The sequence below is a fragment of the Rhizobium sp. SG2393 genome (assembly GCF_042610495.1).
In the GTDB taxonomy this organism is placed as follows: domain Bacteria; phylum Pseudomonadota; class Alphaproteobacteria; order Rhizobiales; family Rhizobiaceae; genus RU20A.
In genome coordinates, this window is the sequence record NZ_JBHGAP010000001.1 from 1,444,433 (window position 1) to 1,461,936 (window position 17,504).

Sequence of the window (17,504 nt, forward strand, 5' to 3'; positions counted from 1 at the left end):
CTTGGCGGCAGGATGTGACTCTGATTCAGAACATGAAGTTCGCCGTCTGACGATCACCCGCGCCGCATGAGCCTGATATGCTCCCCGACATCGAAAGATGCGGGGAGCTTTCGTTTGGGCGGCTGCCTGGCCACCTCGTCGATGACCGCCTCCGCCAAGAGATGCGCCAGCCCGAAACTGACCTTGAACCCGCCGGCGAGCACCGAAACGGCGGGGTGTGCCCCAAGCCGACCCACCATCGGCTCCCGCCCGATCGCCCGGGGCCGCAGGCCCGCCCAGCGCTCCATGACGGGTGCACCGGCCAGCGCGGGCGCCAGCGCAACGGCCCGCGACAGGAGATCGTCCAGCTGCCCGTCGGTGCCGAAGGGATCGTCGAACGCATCCTCGCTCGTGCTGCCGATGGCAACCGTGCCATTGTCATGCGGGACGATGTAGAGCCCGTCCTGGAAGAGAACCGGCAGACCTTCGGCCCCGCCGCCGGCCACCAACGCCGCCTGCCCTTTCACGGGTCGGCCGCTGGCAGCAGCGCGATCCGGCACGAGCCCGTCGATCAGCGGAAAGGCGCCGGGACCGGCAGCGATCACGCAATGGCCGAAGCCGATCCGTTCGCCATCGGCCAGAACCACGGCGCTCCCGCCCCCCTCGACCGCCACGACCTTCGCGTGAGGCCGGATGGAGGCAAGCGGTGACATCTCCAGAAACCGCACCAGAAGCGCGATCATGGCGCGGGGCGAGACCCGCCCGGCGAGCGTCTCCACCACCACGCCGGCCTCGCAGGCCGCGGGATCCGGCCAGCCCTCGACCTCCGGCCGGTCCATGACCCGCCAGGAAAACACCTGATCCGCGACCTGCCAGAGAGTCGCAGCCTGCGCCGCGCGCGCCTCGGCCAGCACCCGGTGATGCGGCTTCGACAGCGGCAGGAGGCGGCCGGTGCGCCTGTATCCTGCGGAAAGTCCCGTCGCCGCTTCCAGTGCCGCGATCTCGCCCTCAAGGCTTGCCAGCGCCTCGAGCTGAAACTGCTTCTTCTCGTTCCAGCGCTCCGGCAGATGCGGCATCAGCGCCCCGAGCAGACCGCCGCTGGCGCCGGAACCGGGGTGGCCCGCATCGAGCACCAGCGTCTCCATCCCGGCCCGCACGCCGTGCACACCGGCCCAAAGACCCATGATGCCGCCGCCGACGATCACCAGATCCGCCATTGCTCATCCTTTGAGAAAACATGCTCACGAAAACATGAAGGTCCACCGGCAAACCGCTGATGCGACTCCCGGATCCGCTTTCGCCGCGCCCCGTTTTGCGCTATCGCGACCACCATGTCGAACACGCAGCATCCGAACCCGGAATCCGGTATCGAAGCCGCCGCGCCGCTGACCTGGCACGACGGCGATATGCCCTATTCCCCCACCTTTGGCGATCACTTTTATTGCCGCGAGGACGGCCGCGCCGAATGCGGCCACGTGTTCCTCGGCGGCAACGGCCTGCCGGAACGCTGGCGCCGACCCGCCGCCTTTTCGATCGGCGAACTCGGCTTCGGCACCGGCCTGAACTTTTGCGAGACGCTGCGCCAGTGGCGGGAAACGCAGGTGCAAGGATCGAGCCTCGCCTTCACCTCCTTCGAACGCTACCCCATGACGGCAGAAGAGATCGACCGGGCGCTCTCCCGCTGGCCGGAAATCGACCGCGAACGGGGTGAACTTGTCGCGCAATGGCCCGCGGCGCCCGCAGGCCACGTTAAGCTTGCCTTTACCGGTGACGTGACCCTGACCGTCGTCTGCGGCGACGTGATGGAAACGCTGCCAGCCTGGGCAGCACCCTTCGACGCCTGGTATCTCGACGGCTTCGCCCCGTCCCGCAACCCCGCCATGTGGTCGCTCGAAACGCTCGCCCGCGTCCACGATCTCACCCGCCCCGGCGGCCGCTTCGGCACCTATGCCGCGGCGGGCTTCGTGCGCCGCAACCTGCAGGCCGCCGGCTTTGCCATCGAACGCCGCAAGGGCTATGCGGGAAAACGCGAGATGCTATGCGGCGAAAAGCCTGCCGTGGCGCCATCCGTCGCGGATTGACACGCAAACGGCGCAATCGAAGCAAAACAAGCCCTTGCGGTCGAACTGGCTTGTCGCATTTGGCAGAGCCCGTGTCGGAAAAATCTGCGAGCTTCCCACCATCGGAATCGAGGACGGGAAGAGCATCATGGACGAGCACGAGGGTGCAGCTATCGAGACGGGCGCAACCCCGGTGGAGCGCCGTCGGCGCAGCGGCGGACGCGGCGCGGAGCGCGGCCGAAAGCTCGGCCCCGGATCGAAATATCTCAATCTGATCAATACGATCGAGAAGTCTTCTGTGCTCTCGCCCGAAGCCCTTGAATCAATTCATGAGGCATCACTGACCATCCTCGAGGAAATCGGCATGGACATCATCCTGCCGGAGGCCCGCCAGCGCATGAAGGCGGCCGGCGCGGATGTGACGCCCGGCACCGACCGTGTGCGCTTCGACCGCGGCCTCATCATGGAAATGATGGCGAGCGTTCCCGAGCAGTTCACCATGCATGCCCGCAACCCGCTGCGGAACGTCCGGATCGGCGGCAACAACCTCGTCTTCGCGCAGATCGCCTCCGCCCCCTTCGTGGCCGACCGCGATGGCGGCCGCCGCACCGGCAATCAGGAGGATTTCCGCAAGCTGGTGAAGCTCGCGCAGATGTATGACGTGGTTCACACCACCGGCGGCTATCCCGTCGAGCCCGTCGATATCCACGCCTCCGTGCGCCACCTCGACTGCCTTTCGGACCTCGTCAAACTCACCGACAAGGTCTTCCACGTCTATTCGCTGGGCCAGCAGCGCAACACGGATGGCATCGAGATCGCCCGCATCGGCCGTGGCATTTCCATGGAGCAGATGGAACGCGAACCCTCGCTCTTCACCATCATCAACACCTCCTCGCCCCTGCGCCTCGATGGTCCCATGCTGCAGGGCATCATCGAAATGTCCTCGCGCGGGCAGGTCGTCGTCGTCACCCCCTTCACGCTGGCCGGCGCCATGGCGCCCGTCACGATCGCCGGCGCGCTGGTGCAGCAGAATGCCGAGGCGCTCTGCGGCATCGCCTTCACGCAGATGGTCAGGAAGGGCGCGCCCGTCGTCTATGGCGGCTTCACCTCCAACGTGGACATGAAGACCGGCGCCCCAGCCTTCGGCACGCCGGAATACATGAAAGCCGTGGTGGCCGGCGGGCAACTCGCCCGCAAGTACAAGATCCCCTACCGCACCTCCAACACCAACGCCGCCAACACGCTCGACGCGCAGGCGGCCTATGAATCGGCGCTCTCGCTCTGGGCGGTCACGCAGGGCGGCGGCAATTTCATCATGCATTCGGCCGGCTGGACGGAAGGCGGCCTGACCGCCTCCTTCGAGAAATTCATCCTCGACGTCGATCTCCTGCAGATGGTGGCGGAATATCTGACGCCGCTCGATGTCAGCACCGATGCGCTCGGCCTCGACGCCGTGCGCGACGTCGGCCCCGGCGGCCACTATTTCGGCACCGCCCACACGCTCGCCCGCTACGAGACCGCCTTCTATTCGCCGATCCTCTCCGACTGGCGCAATTTCGAAACCTGGACCGAAGCCGGCCGCCCCACCACTTACGACCACGCCAACCGCATCTTCAAGGACAAGCTCAACCAGTATGAGCGCCCGCCACTCGACCCGGCCATCGAGGAGGAGCTGGATGCCTTCGTGGCGAAGCGGAAGGCGGAAGGCGGCGTGGCGACGGATTTTTGAGGGGGACTGCGGCGTGGCCCGCATGGAACCGACGGTGCGCCCGCAGGTTCCCCCCTCTGCCCAGCCGGGCATCTCCCCCGCAAGGGGGGAGATTGGCTGGAGGCAAACGCTCGCTCTCAGCCAGCGCGGAAAATGCCGAAATGCCATGTCCTGGCGAAGGTGTTGCTCCAAGCCGATCTCCCCCCTTGCGGGGGAGATGCCCGGCAGGGCAGAGGGGGGTAAGCCTCCGCCAGCCCACCCTCAGTGAAACACCACCGACCGCACCGAACTGATCAACTGCTCCGTCGGCAGGTTCGTATAGTTGCGGTCGATCTCAGCCACCGTCTTCTCGCGCACCTTGGCGCCCATCACGGTGCGCAACGTACCGAGCGTCTGCGGCGCCGCGCAAACGACCAACCCGTCAAAGGCGCCATCGGCCGCATAGGCATCCAGCTTGGCCGCGAGGTCGGCCACAAACCGCTCCTGCTCCACCTGAACCGGATCGGACGAATATTCCATCGCCGAGCGACCGGGACCGACCGAGGAGTGGCTGCGGCCGGGCTTGTCGCTCATGATGTCCTTGGCCTGCTTGGTCTCGATCTCGAAGACCTCCTGCTCCGGCAGCGAGCCCGTGTCCTTCACGAGATTGACGCCCTTCAGAAGCCGGGCGCTGTTGCCATCGGCGGCGAGAATCCAGGTGTTCGTCATGGTCATAAGGTGGTCCTTTCATCGATATCGCTTGGCTGTGCGCCGGACAGCAACAATCGGACGCAAACAGCACCCGGGCCCAACGCAGCTCTCCCATCCCGTTTCCATCACGATGCCGTGAGATCGCGGAACGGATCAGAGGGCGCCGACAGAAACGGCACCCTGGAAAGGGCCGCTCCGGCCATCCGGACGGCACACCGGGCCGGGCGCGCCTTTCGCACTGCGGGAAAATCGCTTGACTTTCCGGGCGAAAACACCGACATGCAGGCCAGCGTACCTTCCGGCAGCCGCGTGAGCGCCGTGCAGAGAGACTGTTCTGCGAGGAAGGCGGGCGCGAGATACCTGTTGCCGCACTCCGTGGCCAGCCGCCTGACGCCAACTCAATCAACCCACAAGTTCCCAATCACGCGGGGTTCTTGACGCCAGAGACACCGGATCGGCATGCGGCCGTCCCGGGGATTGTGCTTTGGCGCCCCCGAAAGGCAAAGATATTGACCACCTTCTCCGACCTCGGCCTGTCGCCGCAATTGCTTTCCATGCTCGCGACCGCCGGTTATGAGACCCCTACCCCCATCCAGGAAAAGGCGATCCCGATCGTGCTCGAAGGCCGTGACGTCATCGGCCTCGCCCAGACGGGCACCGGCAAGACGGCCGCCTTCGGCCTGCCGATGATCCAGAACCTGACCGTTGAAAACCGCCGCGCCGATCCGCGCAACGTCCGCGCTCTCGTGCTCGCGCCCACCCGCGAACTCGTCAACCAGATCGCCGCGAACCTGAAGACCTTCGTCGCCAAGTCGCCGATCCGCATCACGACGGTCGTCGGCGGCGTCTCCATCAACCGCCAGATCGAAACGCTGGCCCGCGGCACCGACATTCTCGTCGCCACGCCGGGCCGCCTGCTCGACCTCATCAACCGAAAGGCCGTGACGCTGACGACGGCGCGCTTCCTCGTGCTCGACGAAGCCGATCAGATGCTAGACCTCGGCTTCATCCACGACCTGCGCAAGATCTCGAGACTCGTGCCGAAGAAGCGCCAGACGCTGCTCTTCTCCGCCACCATGCCGAAGGCGATCGCGGAACTGGCCGGCGACTACCTGACCGATCCGCTGCGCGTCGAAGTGACACCGCCCGGCAAGGCTGCCGACAAGGTGGAGCAGTACGTGCACTTCGTGGCCGGCAAGGAACAGAAGACCGACATCCTGCGCAAGACGCTGGCCGACAATCCCGATGGCCGCTCCATCGTCTTCTCGCGCACCAAGCATGGCGCCGAGAAGCTGTCGAAGCACCTCGAAACCATCGGCTTCAAGGTCGCCTCCATCCATGGCAACAAGAGCCAGGGCCAGCGCGAGCGTGCGCTTGCCGGCTTCAAGGACGGCACGATCAAGGTGCTGGTCGCCACCGACGTCGCCGCCCGCGGCATCGACATCCCGGCCGTCACCCACGTTTTCAACTACGATCTGCCGGAAGTGCCGGACGCCTATGTCCACCGCATCGGCCGCACCGCCCGCGCCGGCCGCGACGGTATCGCGATTGCCTTCTGCGCGCCGGATGAAGTGCGCCTGCTGCGCGACATCGAAAAGCTGATGAAGATCGAGATCGCCGTTGCCAGCGGCGAGCCCCCGGTCCGCGCCCAGGGCGCCCCCGCCGGCCAGCAGCCGAAGCGCAAGCAGAGCCAGCACCGCAAGGGCCAGGGCCCGGCCGCCCAGGCCGCGCACGAAAACGCCCAGGCCAAGCGCAACCGCCGCAACAACCGTCCGGCCCGCCCGAGCGGCGGCCAGAACAATGGCGGCAATGCCGGCCAGAACGCCGGCGGCCAGAACCGCGGCAACGGCCAGCGCCGCCGCGAAACGGCGTAACGGGCAACAGGGCTCCGCGAGGGCCCGGCTAGAATGACGAAGACCGGCGCAGCCCGCACAGGCCGCGCCGGTCTTTTCATGTCGGGGCCACGTTGCCCACGTCGCTCCGGCCCATCGCTCGACCCGCCATCGCTCCGCTCCCATCACTCAGCCGGCGTCACCTCAACCGGCGGCGATTTAGCCTTGCGGTTTGTCAGCCACACGCCGGTGACGGCGATCACCGTGCCAAGGATCATCGGCAGTGTCAGTGCCTCGCCGAAGACGATGGCGGCCTGCACGGCGGCAAGCGGCGGCACGAGGTAGATGAGGGAAGCTGCCCGCGACACCTGCCCGCGCCGGATGAGATAGAGCAGCAGCCCGACCGCCCCCATGGAGAGAACGGCGACCGACCAGAACAGGATGAAGACGAGCGGCCAGCCGAAAACGAGCCGGTGTTCGGGCTCGAACACCAGCGCCAGCGGCAGCGTCACCAGCAGCGCCCCGACATAGTGGAGCGCCGCAACCGTGCGCAAATCCCCCTCGGCGAGAAACCGCTTCTGATAGAGCGTGCCGAAGGTGACCGAGACCATGCCGAGCACATTGACACCGACGGCAACGAGGCTGATTGGCGTAATACCGGGATCAATCGCGAGGACCCGCGGCAGCACGGCGATCGAAATGCCGAGAAAGCCGAGCAGGATGCCGGCGACCTGCAGGCGGCTGACGCGCTCGCCAATCATGAAGGGGGCGGCGGCCACCGTCATCAGCGGCTGAAGGCCCGCAATGATGCCCGACAGCGCGGCCGGCACGCCGTGGCGCACGCCCCACCAGACACCGGCGAGATAAAGCCCGTGCAGGAAGACGCCGGTGACGAGTGCATGCCCGACATCACGCGGCCGCGACAGCCACGGCGCCCGGAAGGCGACGACGATCGCGCCGAAGGCCAGCGCCGTCAGCGCATTGCGCAGCGCCAGCAGCGTGAAGGGATCGGCATAGGGACCGACATATTTCGCCAGCACCCAGCCGCTCGACCAGAGCAGCACGAAAATCGCCGGCGCCATCCTGTCGAGTGTCATCTGAAAACTCCTGTCGCCCTGGCCGGCCGAACGTTTCCCGCATGGCCCCGGTATCGTCCGCGCGGGTTAGGCCTGAGACCGGCTCGGGTCAAAGGAATTTTCCTGATCGCAACCATCAACGAAACCACTGCTTCGAAAGCGCCCGAACTCCGCCTGCCGCGGCAGTGTGTTGCACAAATTAAATGCAGTATCTTCTGCCTCACCCGCAGCAATCAGGACTGCGGCGAAGTCACAACTTAAAATCTAATCACGGCTTGCCGAAATCCTCAGCAGACGCACCTATTTGAGACAGGAATACTGCTGTTCTCGCGCTGCAAAATTCCTGCGCGCGAAATGTGCATGCTTCTTGCATTGTGCATGTCGTTGTACTCAAATGCTGCAAAATGAATGGGGACCGCTGCATTGGCATTCGATGAAATGATGAACGCGGACGGCACGCCGCGACAACCCTACCAGACCTATCATGACTGGTATGCAAGCCAGGATCGGTCCCGGTTGATCTCGAAATCCAAGGATGCCGAGACCATCTTCCGAAAGACCGGCATTACCTTTGCCGTGTACGGCCATGCCGATTCCTCTGAAAAGCTGATCCCCTTCGACCTCATCCCCCGCATCATTTCCGGCCGCGAATGGCGCAAGCTGGCGCAAGGCATCGAGCAGCGTGTCATCGCGCTCAACGCCTTCCTCGATGACATCTACCACAAGCAGGAAATCATCCGCGCCGGTCGCATCCCCCGCGAACTGATCGAAAAGAACGTCGCCTTCCTGCCGCAGATGATCGGCTTCCGTCCGCCGGGCGGCGTCTACACCCACATCGTCGGCACCGATATCGTGCGCACCGGCGAGGACCAGTTCTACGTTCTCGAAGACAATGCCCGCACGCCCTCCGGCGTCTCCTACATGCTGGAGAACCGCGAGACGATGATGCAGATGTTCCCGGAGCTCTTCCACGAGAACCGCGTGCGTCCGGTCGAGAACTACCCCTACCTGCTGCGCCAGAGCCTCGCCTCGCTCGCACCGCCCGGCTGCAAGGGCAAGCCTCGCGTCGCCGTCCTCACCCCCGGCATCTACAATTCCGCCTTCTACGAACATGCCTTCCTCGCCGACATGATGGGCGTGGAACTGGTCGAGGGTTCGGACCTCAAGGTCATGGACGGCAAGGTGAAGATGCGCACCACGCGCGGCTACGAGGCGATCGACGTGCTCTATCGCCGCGTCGACGACGACTACCTCGATCCGCTGACCTTCAAGCCGGAATCCTGTCTCGGCGTGCCCGGCATCATGGACGTCTACCGCGCCGGCAACATCACCATCGCCAATGCGCCGGGCACCGGCATTTCCGACGACAAGGCGATCTATTCCTACATGCCGGAGATCGTCGAGTTCTACACCGGCCGCAAGCCGCTGCTGGAAAACGTTCCCACCTGGCGCTGCTCCGAGCCGGACAGCCTGAAATACGTGCTGGAAAACCTCGCCGACCTCGTCGTCAAGGAAGTCCACGGGTCCGGCGGCTACGGCATGCTGGTGGGGCCGACGGCGACCAAGAAGGAGCGCCAGCTCTTCGCCGAAAAGCTCGCCGCCAAGCCCAACAACTACATCGCACAGCCGACGCTGTCGCTCTCCACCGTCCCGATCCTCGTGAACAAGGGCATCGCGCCCCGCCACGTCGATCTCAGACCCTACGTGCTTGTTTCCGACAAGGTGCAGATCATTCCCGGCGGGCTCACCCGCGTGGCGTTGAAGGCGGGCTCGCTCGTCGTCAATTCCAGCCAGGGTGGCGGCACCAAGGACACATGGGTTCTGGAGGACTGATCGATGCTCGGAAGAACGGCCAACGGCCTTTACTGGATGTTCCGCTATATCGAGCGGGCCGAAAACACCGCCCGCCTCGTCGATGCCGGCCTGCGCATGTCGCTGACCCGCTCGCAAGGGGTGGAGGACGACTGGGACGGCGTGCTGCAAAGCGCCGACGTGCGCGCCCTCTACGACGAGACGCATGAGACACTGACGAGCCAGGACGCCGTCGATTTCCTCCTGCGCGACCGCGCCAATCCCTCCAGCGTGCTTTCATCGATCGAGGCAGCGCGCAACAATGCCCGCATGGTGCGCACCGCGCTGACCCGCGAGACCTGGGAAGCCGTCAACGAATGCTGGATCGAGCTGAAGGCGCTGCTTGCCAAGCGTGTCAAGCCGACGGACCTGCCGGGCGTGATCGACACGATTAAGCGCCGCGCCGGCCTCATCCGCGGCGCCTTCCATGGCACGATGCTGAGAAACGAGCTCTACAACTTCTCCCGCATCGGTACCTTCATCGAGCGCGCCGACAACACCGCCCGCATTCTCGACGTGAAATACTATGTCCTGCTGCCGGCGGTCACGCAGGTTGGCTCCTCCATGGACAATGTTCAGTGGGAATCGATCCTGCGCTCGGTCTCGGCCCACCGCTCCTACGGTTGGGTCTATGATGCCGAGCTGAAGCCGGCCAACATCGCCGACTTCCTGATCCTCAACGGCCGCCAGCCGCGCTCTCTCGCCTACAGCTACGAGAAGATCGTCAGCAACCTGAACTATCTCGCGCTGGAATACGGCGAGAAGCTCGCCGCGCACCGCACGGCGGAAGACACGCTGGCCTCGCTCACCACGGGCTCCATCGCCGACATCATGAACGGCGGCCTGCACGAATTCATCGAGGATTTCGTCACCAGCAACAACCGGCTGGGACAGGAAATCTCCGATGGCTATCGATTCTACCAGTAAGGCGGAGGCGGCATGCGACTGACCATCCATCACCGCACCGAGTATCGCTATGACGAGCCGGTGCAGTTCGCCCTCCAGCGCCTGCGCCTGACGCCCGCGACCGGGCCCGGCCAGACCGTCGTCGAATGGACCGTCGAGGTCGATGGCGCCGCCGTGGAGGTGAGCTACGCCGACCAGTTCCTCAACCAGACCCACCTCGTCAGCGTGACCAGCGGCCGCGATTCGATCGTGGTGACGGCGCAGGGCGAGATCGAGACGGAAGACCGCGCCGGCGTCTTCGGCCCGCACACGGCCTATACGCCGCTCTGGCTTTTCCTGCGGGACACGCCCCTGACGAAACCCGGTAAGCCGATACGCGACCTTGCCCGCAGCGCGACGGGCGAAAGCGACCTTGCCCGCATGCATGCGCTGATGGAACTCATCAACACCACCGTCGCCTATACGCCCGGCGCGACGGAAAGCACCACGACGGCCGAACAGGCGCTGGAAGCCAAAGCAGGTGTGTGCCAGGACCACGCCCACATCTTTATCGCCGCTGCCCGCAGCATCGGCCTGCCCGCCCGCTACGTCTCGGGCTACCTGCTGATGGAAGACACCGACGAGCAGACGGCCACCCACGCCTGGGCCGAAGTCCACCTCGCCGGCCTCGGCTGGGTCGGCTTCGACGCCGCCAACAAGATCTGCCCCGACGCCCGCTACGTCCGCATCGCCACCGGTCTCGACTATACCGACGCCGCCCCCATCTCCGGTCTCGTCCACGGCGCAGTGAACGAGACGCTGGATGTAACCTTGACGGTGCAGGACGGCGGACAGAGCCAGAGCCAGTCACAGGGGTGAATGGCTGGGGTGTCAGCCCACGGCACGGCGCGGTTTACGCTCGGGTTTTCCGAAGTCGATCCGGTCGATAGTCAGCTTTGCGCGTCGATGGTGTCGACGTGCCCCGAATGCGAGTAGGCAAGGATAGCCCCGTCGGCGGTCATAAGGGGGCATCGAAGAGCACGAGCCGTGGCGACGATCATGCGGTCGGCGGGGTCAGCGTGAAAGGAGCCTGGAAGTCGCACGCTCTCAATCGCAATGCGGGCATCCAGTGGCACAAGACGCAAACTAGGGAGAGCAACGACACGCTCGAACCATCTATCAATCGATCCGTCGAGCTGTAGCCTGCCCTTCTCGACGAGCATGGCAATTTCCCAGAGACTGATTGCGGCGAGAAGCACGGATCCGGCATCCGTACTGTCTTCCAGGCGGCTGAGAGCCGTGCGACCAAGGCGCGGATTTCCCTCAACCGCCCAAACCAGCACATGCGTGTCAACAACGATCAACGGTTGGCGTCCCAATCACCGTCAGCGACAGGTGCAAAGGGATCATCAAACCGCAGCACGCTACCCCGCAGGGCACCGACGATCGAAGGGCTCGGCTGTAACGGCGGCAAGGGGGTGAGAACAGCAAGGGCCTTGCCACGTTTGGTGACAATGACCGGCTCCCGGGTCTCGGCGACCTCGTCGATCAGCGACAGGCACTTTGCCTTAAACTCCGCAGCCCCAATCATCTTCCCTGACATGACTATGTCTCCTGACCACATCAGATGTAGTCTGTCCCCTCACGTCAAGCAACACCCCGAAACGCAAGAAGGGCGACGCACGCGCGCCGCCCCTCTCCAGATCCATCACGTCAGCCCGCTCAGTGGCTGTCCTTGCCCACCGCATTGCCGCGACATCCCTTGAGGAAGTCGAGGTCGGCGCCGGTGTCGGCGCCTTCGACGTGCTGCTGGTGCAGCCAGGCGTAGCCGGAGGTCGGCAGGTCGGGATACGGCTTCCACTCGGCCAGGCGCGCCGCCAGCTCTTCCTCGGAAATGTCGAGGTGCAGGCGACGGTTCGGCACGTCGAGCTCGATCATGTCGCCGTTCTTCACCACCGCCAGCGGACCGCCGACGGCGGCTTCCGGTGAGGTGTGGAGCACGACGGTGCCATAGGCCGTGCCGGACATGCGGGCGTCCGAGATGCGCACCATGTCCGTGATGCCCTTGCGCAGCACCTTCGGCGGCAGGCCCATATTGCCGACCTCGGCCATGCCCGGATAGCCCTTCGGGCCGCAGTTCTTCATGACCATGATGCAGGTCTCGTCGATGTCGAGGGCCTCGTCGTTGATCTTGGCCTTGTAGTCGTCGATATCTTCGAAGACCACGGCGCGACCGCGATGCACCATGAGATGCGGAGAGGCGGCCGACGGCTTCAGAACGGCGCCCTTCGGTGCCAGATTGCCGCGCAGGACGACGATGCCGCCCGACTGGGTCAGTGCCTTCTCGGCCGGCAGGATCACGTCCTCGTTCCAGTTGACGACATCCTTGACCTCGTCCCAGATCGTGTCGCCGGAAACGGTGATGGCATCCTTGTTGAGCAGGCCGGCCTCGCCGAGACGCTTCAGCACCACCGGCAGGCCACCGGCATAGAAGAACTCTTCCATCAGGTATTTGCCCGACGGCATCAGGTTGACGATCGTCGGCACGTCACGGCCGCAACGGTCCCAGTCATCCAGCGTCAGGTCGATGCCGACGCGGCCGGCCATGGCGAGCAGATGGATGACGGCATTGGTCGAGCCGCCGATGGCCGCATTTGTGCGGATGGCGTTTTCGAAGGCCTGCTTGGTCATGATGTCGGAGGGCTTCAGGTCGTCCTTGACCATCTGCACGATGCGGCGGCCCGAAAGCTGCGCCATCACCTTGCGGCGGCTGTCGACGGCCGGGATCGCGGCATTGCCCGACAGCGCCATGCCGAGGGCTTCCGCCATGGAGGCCATGGTGGAGGCCGTGCCCATCGTGTTGCAGGTGCCGGACGAGCGGCTCATGGAGGCCTCGGCTTCCAGGAATTCGGCCTGCGTCATCTCGCCGGCCTTCACCATTTCGGAGAACTTCCACAGATGCGTGCCGGAGCCGACGCGCTCGCCGCGGAAATAGCCGTTCAGCATCGGGCCGCCGGTGACGACGATCGACGGCAGGTCGCACGACGCCGCGCCCATGATCAGCGACGGCGTGGTCTTGTCACAGCCGACAAGGAGCACGCAGCCGTCGATCGGCTGGCCGCGGATCGCTTCCTCGACCGCGAGTGCGGCGAGGTTGCGATACATCATCGCCGTCGGGCGGAAGGTATTTTCAGACGCCGAGAAGACGGGAACCTCGACCGGGAAGCCGCCGGCTTCCCAGATGCCCGCCTTCACCTTTTCGGCCAGTTCCCGCAGGTGGCCGTTGCAGGGCGTTAGGTCCGACCAGGTGTTCATGATGCCGATCACCGGGCGCCCGTCGAAGAGATCGTGCGGGTGTCCCTGGTTCTTCAGCCAGCCGCGGTGGTAGATCACGTCACGGCTGGTGCCGCCGTACCATTCCTGCGACCGAAGCTTGCGCGGCCATTCGGCTTTCTTCGTCATGTCTCAATCCTCAATGCCGGCGTCCAGTCCGGCTTCAGTTCCGGCCCCTGCCCCAGCGGACAGGCTCCGGCGCGATCCGCCAGACCTCAGAGGTCGTGGATCGCGATGGTTTCAGTCTCTGCGATGGCCAGCCGGTTGCGCAGCGGCGCCCCGAAGCCCTCGGCCTCGATTTCGAAGATATCGCCGGCCTTCGTCTCGATGCCGTCCCCGAAGGACAGCGTCGCCGTGCCGAACATGTGCACATGCACGTCGCCCGGCTGGCGGAAGAGGCCGTATTTGAAGTGGTGATGCTCCAGATTGGCGAAGCTGTGCGACATGTTCGTCTCGCCCGACAGGAACGGCTTTTCCCAAAGGACAGCGCCGTCGCGCCAGATGCGCGAGGTGCCGCGGATATCGGCCGGCGGGGCACCGACGCGGATTTCCGGGCCGAAGCTTGCCGGACGCAGCTTGGAATGGGCGAGGTAGAGGTAGTTCACCCGCTCCGTCACATGGTCGGAAAACTCGTTGGCGACGGCAAAGCCGAGGCGGAACACATCGCCCTTGGAGGAGATGACGTAGATGCCGGCCATTTCCGGCTCCTCACCGCCATCCTTCGCAAAGGAGGGGGAGACGAGATCGGCGCCGGGCGCGACCGACTGATAGCCGTTGCCCTTGTAGAACCATTCCGGCTGCACGCCGATCTGGCCGGCGGCCGGCTTTCCACCCTCAAGCCCCATCTTGAACATCTTCATCGTGTCGGTGGCGCCCTCCTCCACCTTGGAGACGGCGGCATGCATGGCATCCCGCGTGGCGGCCGAGCCGAGATGGGTCAGGCCCGTCCCGGTCAGGTGCAGGTGCGCCGGATCCGGATGGGTGATCGGCGGCAGGAAGCGGCCCGCCTCCGCGACCGCCTGGAGATCGACGGTCTCGCCGTAACCCTTCGCCTCGATCACCGCGGACAGGCTCTTGCCACTGTCGGCGGCCTCGAGCGCCAGCGCATAGACGCTCGAAGCACCGGCCACGACGCGGGCCGGCTCACCAACTGCGGTACGTACCGCAACGGAAACCGAGCCGTCGGAATTCAAAAACTGCGAAATCAGCACGAGGCATTCCCTTTCATTGTTCCGTCGAAGATCGCTGAGGGTGCAGCGCCGATCTTCTCTTTCGGCACCATCTGCAGGCCGACGCTGGCGGCGGCCTGCAGGGTGACCGCCTGGACTGTCCGAAGGATCAGCCCTTGTTCTTGTTGTAGACGTCGAAGAACACGGCGGCGAGCAGCACCAGACCCTTGACGAGCTGCTGGTAGTCGATGCCGAGACCGACGATCGACATGCCGTTGTTCATGACGCCCATGATGAAGGCACCGATGACGGCGCCGGTGATCTTGCCGACACCACCGGATGCCGAGGCACCGCCGATGAAGCAGGCCGCAATCACGTCAAGCTCGAAGCCGACGCCGGCCTTCGGCGTTGCCGAGTTGAGGCGGGCCGCGATGATCATGCCGGCGAGCGATGCCAGAACGCCCATGTTGACGAAGGTGTAGAAGGTCAGCCGTTCGGTGTTGATACCCGAAAGCTTCGCGGCCTTCTCGTTGCCACCCATGGCGTAGATGCGACGGCCGATGGTCGAGCGGTTGGTGATGAAGGTGTAGAGCGCGATCAGAAGCGCCATCACCACCAGCACGTTGGGGAAGCCCTTGTAGGTGGCGAGCTGGTAGCCGATGAAGATCGCAACCACGCCGGTGACGGCCATCTGCAGGACGAAGAAGACGAAGGGTTCGTTCTCCGTGCCGTGCTTGTCGTTCACCGCACGGTTCTTCAGGCCGAAATAGACGGCGAGCGCCACGAGCACCAGCACGACGACGAGAGCGAAGAGGTTGGTGATCGTCTCCGGCGCCGGATTGAGGAAGTAGAGCAGATCCGGGACGAAGCCGGTCGACAGCATCTGGAAGTCCTTCGGGAACGGCCCGATCGGGCGGTTTTCAAGGACGAGATAGGTCAGGCCGCGGAAGACGAGCATGCCGGCCAGCGTCACGATGAAGGACGGGATCTTCTGGTAGGCGACCCAGTAGCCCTGCGCCGCGCCGACCAGACCGCCGAGCACGAGGCAGATCGGCACGACGATCGAGTAGTGGATGCCCCATTTCACCAGCATGATGGCCGAAAGGCCGCCGGTGAAGGCGACGATGGAGCCGACCGAAAGATCGATATGCCCCGCCACGATGATCAGCAGCATGCCGAGCGCCATGATGACGATGAAGGAGTTCTGCAGGATCAGGTTGGTGATGTTGACCGGCCGGAACAGAACGCCCTGGGTGAGGATCTGGAAGAACACCATGATGACGACGAGCGCAACGAGAAGCCCGTATTCGCGGATGTTGTTCTTGAGGTAGGCCCCGATCGAGGTCTGGGTGCCTGCGCTGGTTTGACCGGCCATTAGTGTTTCTCCCCGGAGCGCATGATGGCGCGCATGATGGTTTCCTGGCTTGCCTCCGCCTTGGAGAGCTCGGCCACGATGCGCCCTTCGTTCATGACGTAGATGCGGTCGCAGGTGCCAAGCAGCTCCGGCATCTCCGAAGAGATCATCAGGATGCCCTTACCTTCGGCGGCAAGCTGGTTGATGATGGAATAGATCTCGAACTTCGCGCCGACATCGATACCGCGCGTCGGCTCGTCGAGAATGAGGACTTCGGGATTGGTGAAGAGCCACTTCGACAGCACCACCTTCTGCTGGTTGCCGCCGGAGAGGTTCACGGTCTCCTGATAGATGGAATGGGAACGAATGCGCAGCAGCGAGCGATAGTCCGTCGCCACCTTCGTTTCCTTCCGGTCGTCGATGACGCCGGAGCGCGACACGCCCTCGAGATTGGCAAGGGTGGTGTTTTCCTTGATGTTGTTGATCAGCACGAGGCCGAGATGCTTGCGGTCCTCGGTCACATAGGCAAGACCCGCATCGATCGCCTTCGGGATCGTGGAGACGTCCACGGGTTTGCCGCGCATCGTCACCTCGCCGGTGATCTTGTGACCCCAGGAGCGGCCGAAGAGGCTCATCGCCGTCTCCGTGCGTCCCGCGCCCATCAGGCCGGCAATACCGACGACTTCGCCGGCCCGCACCGTAAAGTTCACGTCATGCAGGAACTGCCGGTCGCGGTGATGCTGGTGGAAGACGTTCCAGTTCTTCACCTCCAGCAGCGTCTCGCCGATCTTCGGCTCGCGCGGCGGATAGCGGTCTTCCATGTCGCGGCCGACCATGCCCTTGATGATGCGGTCTTCGCTGATGTCCTGCGTGTGACAGTCGAGCGTTTCCACCGTGCCGCCGTCGCGCAGGATGGTGATGTTGTCGGCGACCTTTTTGATCTCGTTCAGCTTGTGCGAAATGATGATCGAGGTCATGCCCTGCGCGCGGAACTCCATAAGGAGGCGCAGGAGGGCATCCGAATCGGTTTCGTTGAGCGAGGCGGTCGGCTCGTCGAGGATCAGCAGGCGCACCTTCTTCGACAGCGCCTTGGCGATTTCCACCAGCTGCTGCTTGCCGACGCCGATGTCGGTGATAAGGGTCGCGGGCGCTTCCTTGAGACCGACCTTGGCCAATAGCTCGCGGGTGCGCGAAAAGGTCTCGCGCCAGTCGATGACGCCGCCGGATGCGATCTCGTTGCCGAGGAAGATGTTTTCCGCGATCGAGAGCAGAGGCACCAGCGCCAGTTCCTGGTGAATGATGATGATGCCGAGATGTTCGCTGTCGGCGATGGTGGAGAAGCGGCGGACTTCGCCGTCATAGACGATATCGCCTTCGTAGGTCCCGGCCGGATAGACGCCCGACAGCACCTTCATCAGCGTGGACTTGCCGGCGCCGTTTTCGCCGACGAGGGCATGGATTTCGCCTTCGCGCACCTTGATATTGACGTTGTTCAGGGCCTTGACGCCCGGAAACGTCTTGGTGATGCCCCGCATTTCAAGAATGATCTTGTCCATCTTGCGCATTC

At 64.4% G+C, this 17,504-nt stretch carries 15 protein-coding genes; 6 read left to right on the forward strand and 9 right to left on the reverse strand.

Features of this window, described 5'->3' with window-relative positions:
- Positions 1–53: 53 nt before the first annotated feature.
- On the reverse strand, positions 54–1,196 hold the full coding sequence (locus ACED18_RS06785; protein WP_377290244.1) for an NAD(P)/FAD-dependent oxidoreductase: 1,143 nt from the start codon (positions 1,194–1,196) through the stop codon (positions 54–56).
- A 114-nt stretch (positions 1,197–1,310) separates the two neighbouring features.
- On the opposite strand from ACED18_RS06785, the gene mnmD reads away from it, so the two are divergent.
- Together mnmD and ACED18_RS06795 are read left to right on the forward strand one after the other, a co-directional pair.
- Complete coding sequence (gene mnmD / locus ACED18_RS06790) at positions 1,311–2,060, forward strand: tRNA (5-methylaminomethyl-2-thiouridine)(34)-methyltransferase MnmD (RefSeq protein WP_377290246.1); 750 nt, start codon at positions 1,311–1,313, stop codon at positions 2,058–2,060.
- A 127-nt stretch (positions 2,061–2,187) separates the two neighbouring features.
- Entirely contained in the window at positions 2,188–3,768 is a 1,581-nt protein-coding gene (locus ACED18_RS06795; RefSeq protein WP_377290248.1) for a trimethylamine methyltransferase family protein, read from the forward strand.
- Between the two features lie 240 nt (positions 3,769–4,008).
- Here ACED18_RS06795 and ACED18_RS06800 read toward each other — a convergent pair whose 3' ends face one another.
- Entirely contained in the window at positions 4,009–4,455 is a 447-nt protein-coding gene (locus tag ACED18_RS06800) for a host attachment protein (RefSeq protein ID WP_377291083.1), read from the reverse strand.
- 491 nt (positions 4,456–4,946) lie between these two features.
- On the opposite strand from ACED18_RS06800, the gene ACED18_RS06805 reads away from it, so the two are divergent.
- A complete protein-coding gene (locus ACED18_RS06805) occupies positions 4,947–6,311 on the forward strand; it encodes a DEAD/DEAH box helicase (protein ID WP_377290250.1) in 1,365 nt (454 codons plus the stop codon).
- Between the two features lie 143 nt (positions 6,312–6,454).
- Here ACED18_RS06805 and ACED18_RS06810 read toward each other — a convergent pair whose 3' ends face one another.
- Positions 6,455–7,366, reverse strand: coding sequence for a DMT family transporter (locus ACED18_RS06810; RefSeq protein ID WP_377290252.1), 912 nt, complete (start codon positions 7,364–7,366; stop codon positions 6,455–6,457).
- A gap of 417 nt (positions 7,367–7,783) precedes the next feature.
- Here ACED18_RS06810 and ACED18_RS06815 point away from each other — a divergent pair, with 417 nt between their 5' ends.
- Genes ACED18_RS06815 through ACED18_RS06825 form a run of 3 tightly spaced genes read left to right on the forward strand, consistent with a single transcriptional unit; the run spans position 7,784 to position 10,960 of the window.
- Positions 7,784–9,178, forward strand: a complete 1,395-nt coding sequence (locus ACED18_RS06815) for a circularly permuted type 2 ATP-grasp protein (RefSeq protein WP_377291085.1) — start codon at positions 7,784–7,786, stop codon at positions 9,176–9,178.
- A gap of 3 nt (positions 9,179–9,181) precedes the next feature.
- On the forward strand, positions 9,182–10,123 hold the full coding sequence (locus ACED18_RS06820) for an alpha-E domain-containing protein (RefSeq protein ID WP_377290254.1): 942 nt from the start codon (positions 9,182–9,184) through the stop codon (positions 10,121–10,123).
- Positions 10,124–10,135: 12 nt separating this feature from the next.
- Complete coding sequence (locus ACED18_RS06825; protein WP_377290256.1) at positions 10,136–10,960, forward strand: transglutaminase domain-containing protein; 825 nt, start codon at positions 10,136–10,138, stop codon at positions 10,958–10,960.
- 71 nt (positions 10,961–11,031) lie between these two features.
- Here the strand turns inward: ACED18_RS06825 and ACED18_RS06830 are convergent, their stop codons facing one another.
- The 6 genes from ACED18_RS06830 to mmsA form a co-directional block, all read right to left on the reverse strand.
- On the reverse strand, positions 11,032–11,445 hold the full coding sequence (locus tag ACED18_RS06830; RefSeq protein ID WP_377290258.1) for a type II toxin-antitoxin system VapC family toxin: 414 nt from the start codon (positions 11,443–11,445) through the stop codon (positions 11,032–11,034).
- The gene (locus tag ACED18_RS06835; protein ID WP_377290260.1) at positions 11,442–11,684 is read right to left on the reverse strand and encodes a type II toxin-antitoxin system Phd/YefM family antitoxin; all 243 of its coding nucleotides are present in this window, start codon (positions 11,682–11,684) and stop codon (positions 11,442–11,444) included. The genes ACED18_RS06830 and ACED18_RS06835 overlap by 4 nt, the downstream gene beginning before the upstream one ends.
- A 119-nt stretch (positions 11,685–11,803) precedes the next feature.
- Complete coding sequence (gene araD / locus ACED18_RS06840; protein ID WP_377290262.1) at positions 11,804–13,543, reverse strand: L-arabinonate dehydratase; 1,740 nt, start codon at positions 13,541–13,543, stop codon at positions 11,804–11,806.
- 86 nt (positions 13,544–13,629) lie between these two features.
- Entirely contained in the window at positions 13,630–14,625 is a 996-nt protein-coding gene (gene araD1 / locus ACED18_RS06845) for an AraD1 family protein (RefSeq protein ID WP_377290264.1), read from the reverse strand.
- 127 nt (positions 14,626–14,752) lie between these two features.
- Positions 14,753–15,958: a multiple monosaccharide ABC transporter permease gene (gene mmsB, locus ACED18_RS06850; RefSeq protein WP_377290266.1), complete on the reverse strand. Its 1,206-nt coding sequence runs from the start codon at positions 15,956–15,958 to the stop codon at positions 14,753–14,755.
- The gene (mmsA, locus tag ACED18_RS06855; protein ID WP_377290268.1) at positions 15,958–17,493 is read right to left on the reverse strand and encodes a multiple monosaccharide ABC transporter ATP-binding protein; all 1,536 of its coding nucleotides are present in this window, start codon (positions 17,491–17,493) and stop codon (positions 15,958–15,960) included. The genes mmsB and mmsA overlap by 1 nt, the downstream gene beginning before the upstream one ends.
- Positions 17,494–17,504 lie beyond the last annotated feature (11 nt).

Excerpts from the sequence above, each read along its gene's own strand:
- ACED18_RS06785 (WP_377290244.1), bottom strand. The coding sequence starts at position 1,196 with ATGGCGGATCTGGTGATCGTCGGCGGCGGCATCATGGGTCTTTGGGCC.
- mnmD (WP_377290246.1), top strand. The coding sequence starts at position 1,311 with ATGTCGAACACGCAGCATCCGAACCCGGAATCCGGTATCGAAGCCGCC.
- ACED18_RS06795 (WP_377290248.1), top strand. The coding sequence starts at position 2,188 with ATGGACGAGCACGAGGGTGCAGCTATCGAGACGGGCGCAACCCCGGTG.
- ACED18_RS06800 (WP_377291083.1), bottom strand. The coding sequence starts at position 4,455 with ATGACGAACACCTGGATTCTCGCCGCCGATGGCAACAGCGCCCGGCTT.
- ACED18_RS06810 (WP_377290252.1), bottom strand. The coding sequence starts at position 7,366 with ATGACACTCGACAGGATGGCGCCGGCGATTTTCGTGCTGCTCTGGTCG.
- ACED18_RS06815 (WP_377291085.1), top strand. The coding sequence starts at position 7,784 with ATGATGAACGCGGACGGCACGCCGCGACAACCCTACCAGACCTATCAT.
- ACED18_RS06820 (WP_377290254.1), top strand. The coding sequence starts at position 9,182 with ATGCTCGGAAGAACGGCCAACGGCCTTTACTGGATGTTCCGCTATATC.
- ACED18_RS06825 (WP_377290256.1), top strand. The coding sequence starts at position 10,136 with ATGCGACTGACCATCCATCACCGCACCGAGTATCGCTATGACGAGCCG.
- ACED18_RS06835 (WP_377290260.1), bottom strand. The coding sequence starts at position 11,684 with ATGTCAGGGAAGATGATTGGGGCTGCGGAGTTTAAGGCAAAGTGCCTG.
- araD (WP_377290262.1), bottom strand. The coding sequence starts at position 13,543 with ATGACGAAGAAAGCCGAATGGCCGCGCAAGCTTCGGTCGCAGGAATGG.
- mmsB (WP_377290266.1), bottom strand. The coding sequence starts at position 15,958 with ATGGCCGGTCAAACCAGCGCAGGCACCCAGACCTCGATCGGGGCCTAC.
- mmsA (WP_377290268.1), bottom strand. The coding sequence starts at position 17,493 with ATGGACAAGATCATTCTTGAAATGCGGGGCATCACCAAGACGTTTCCG.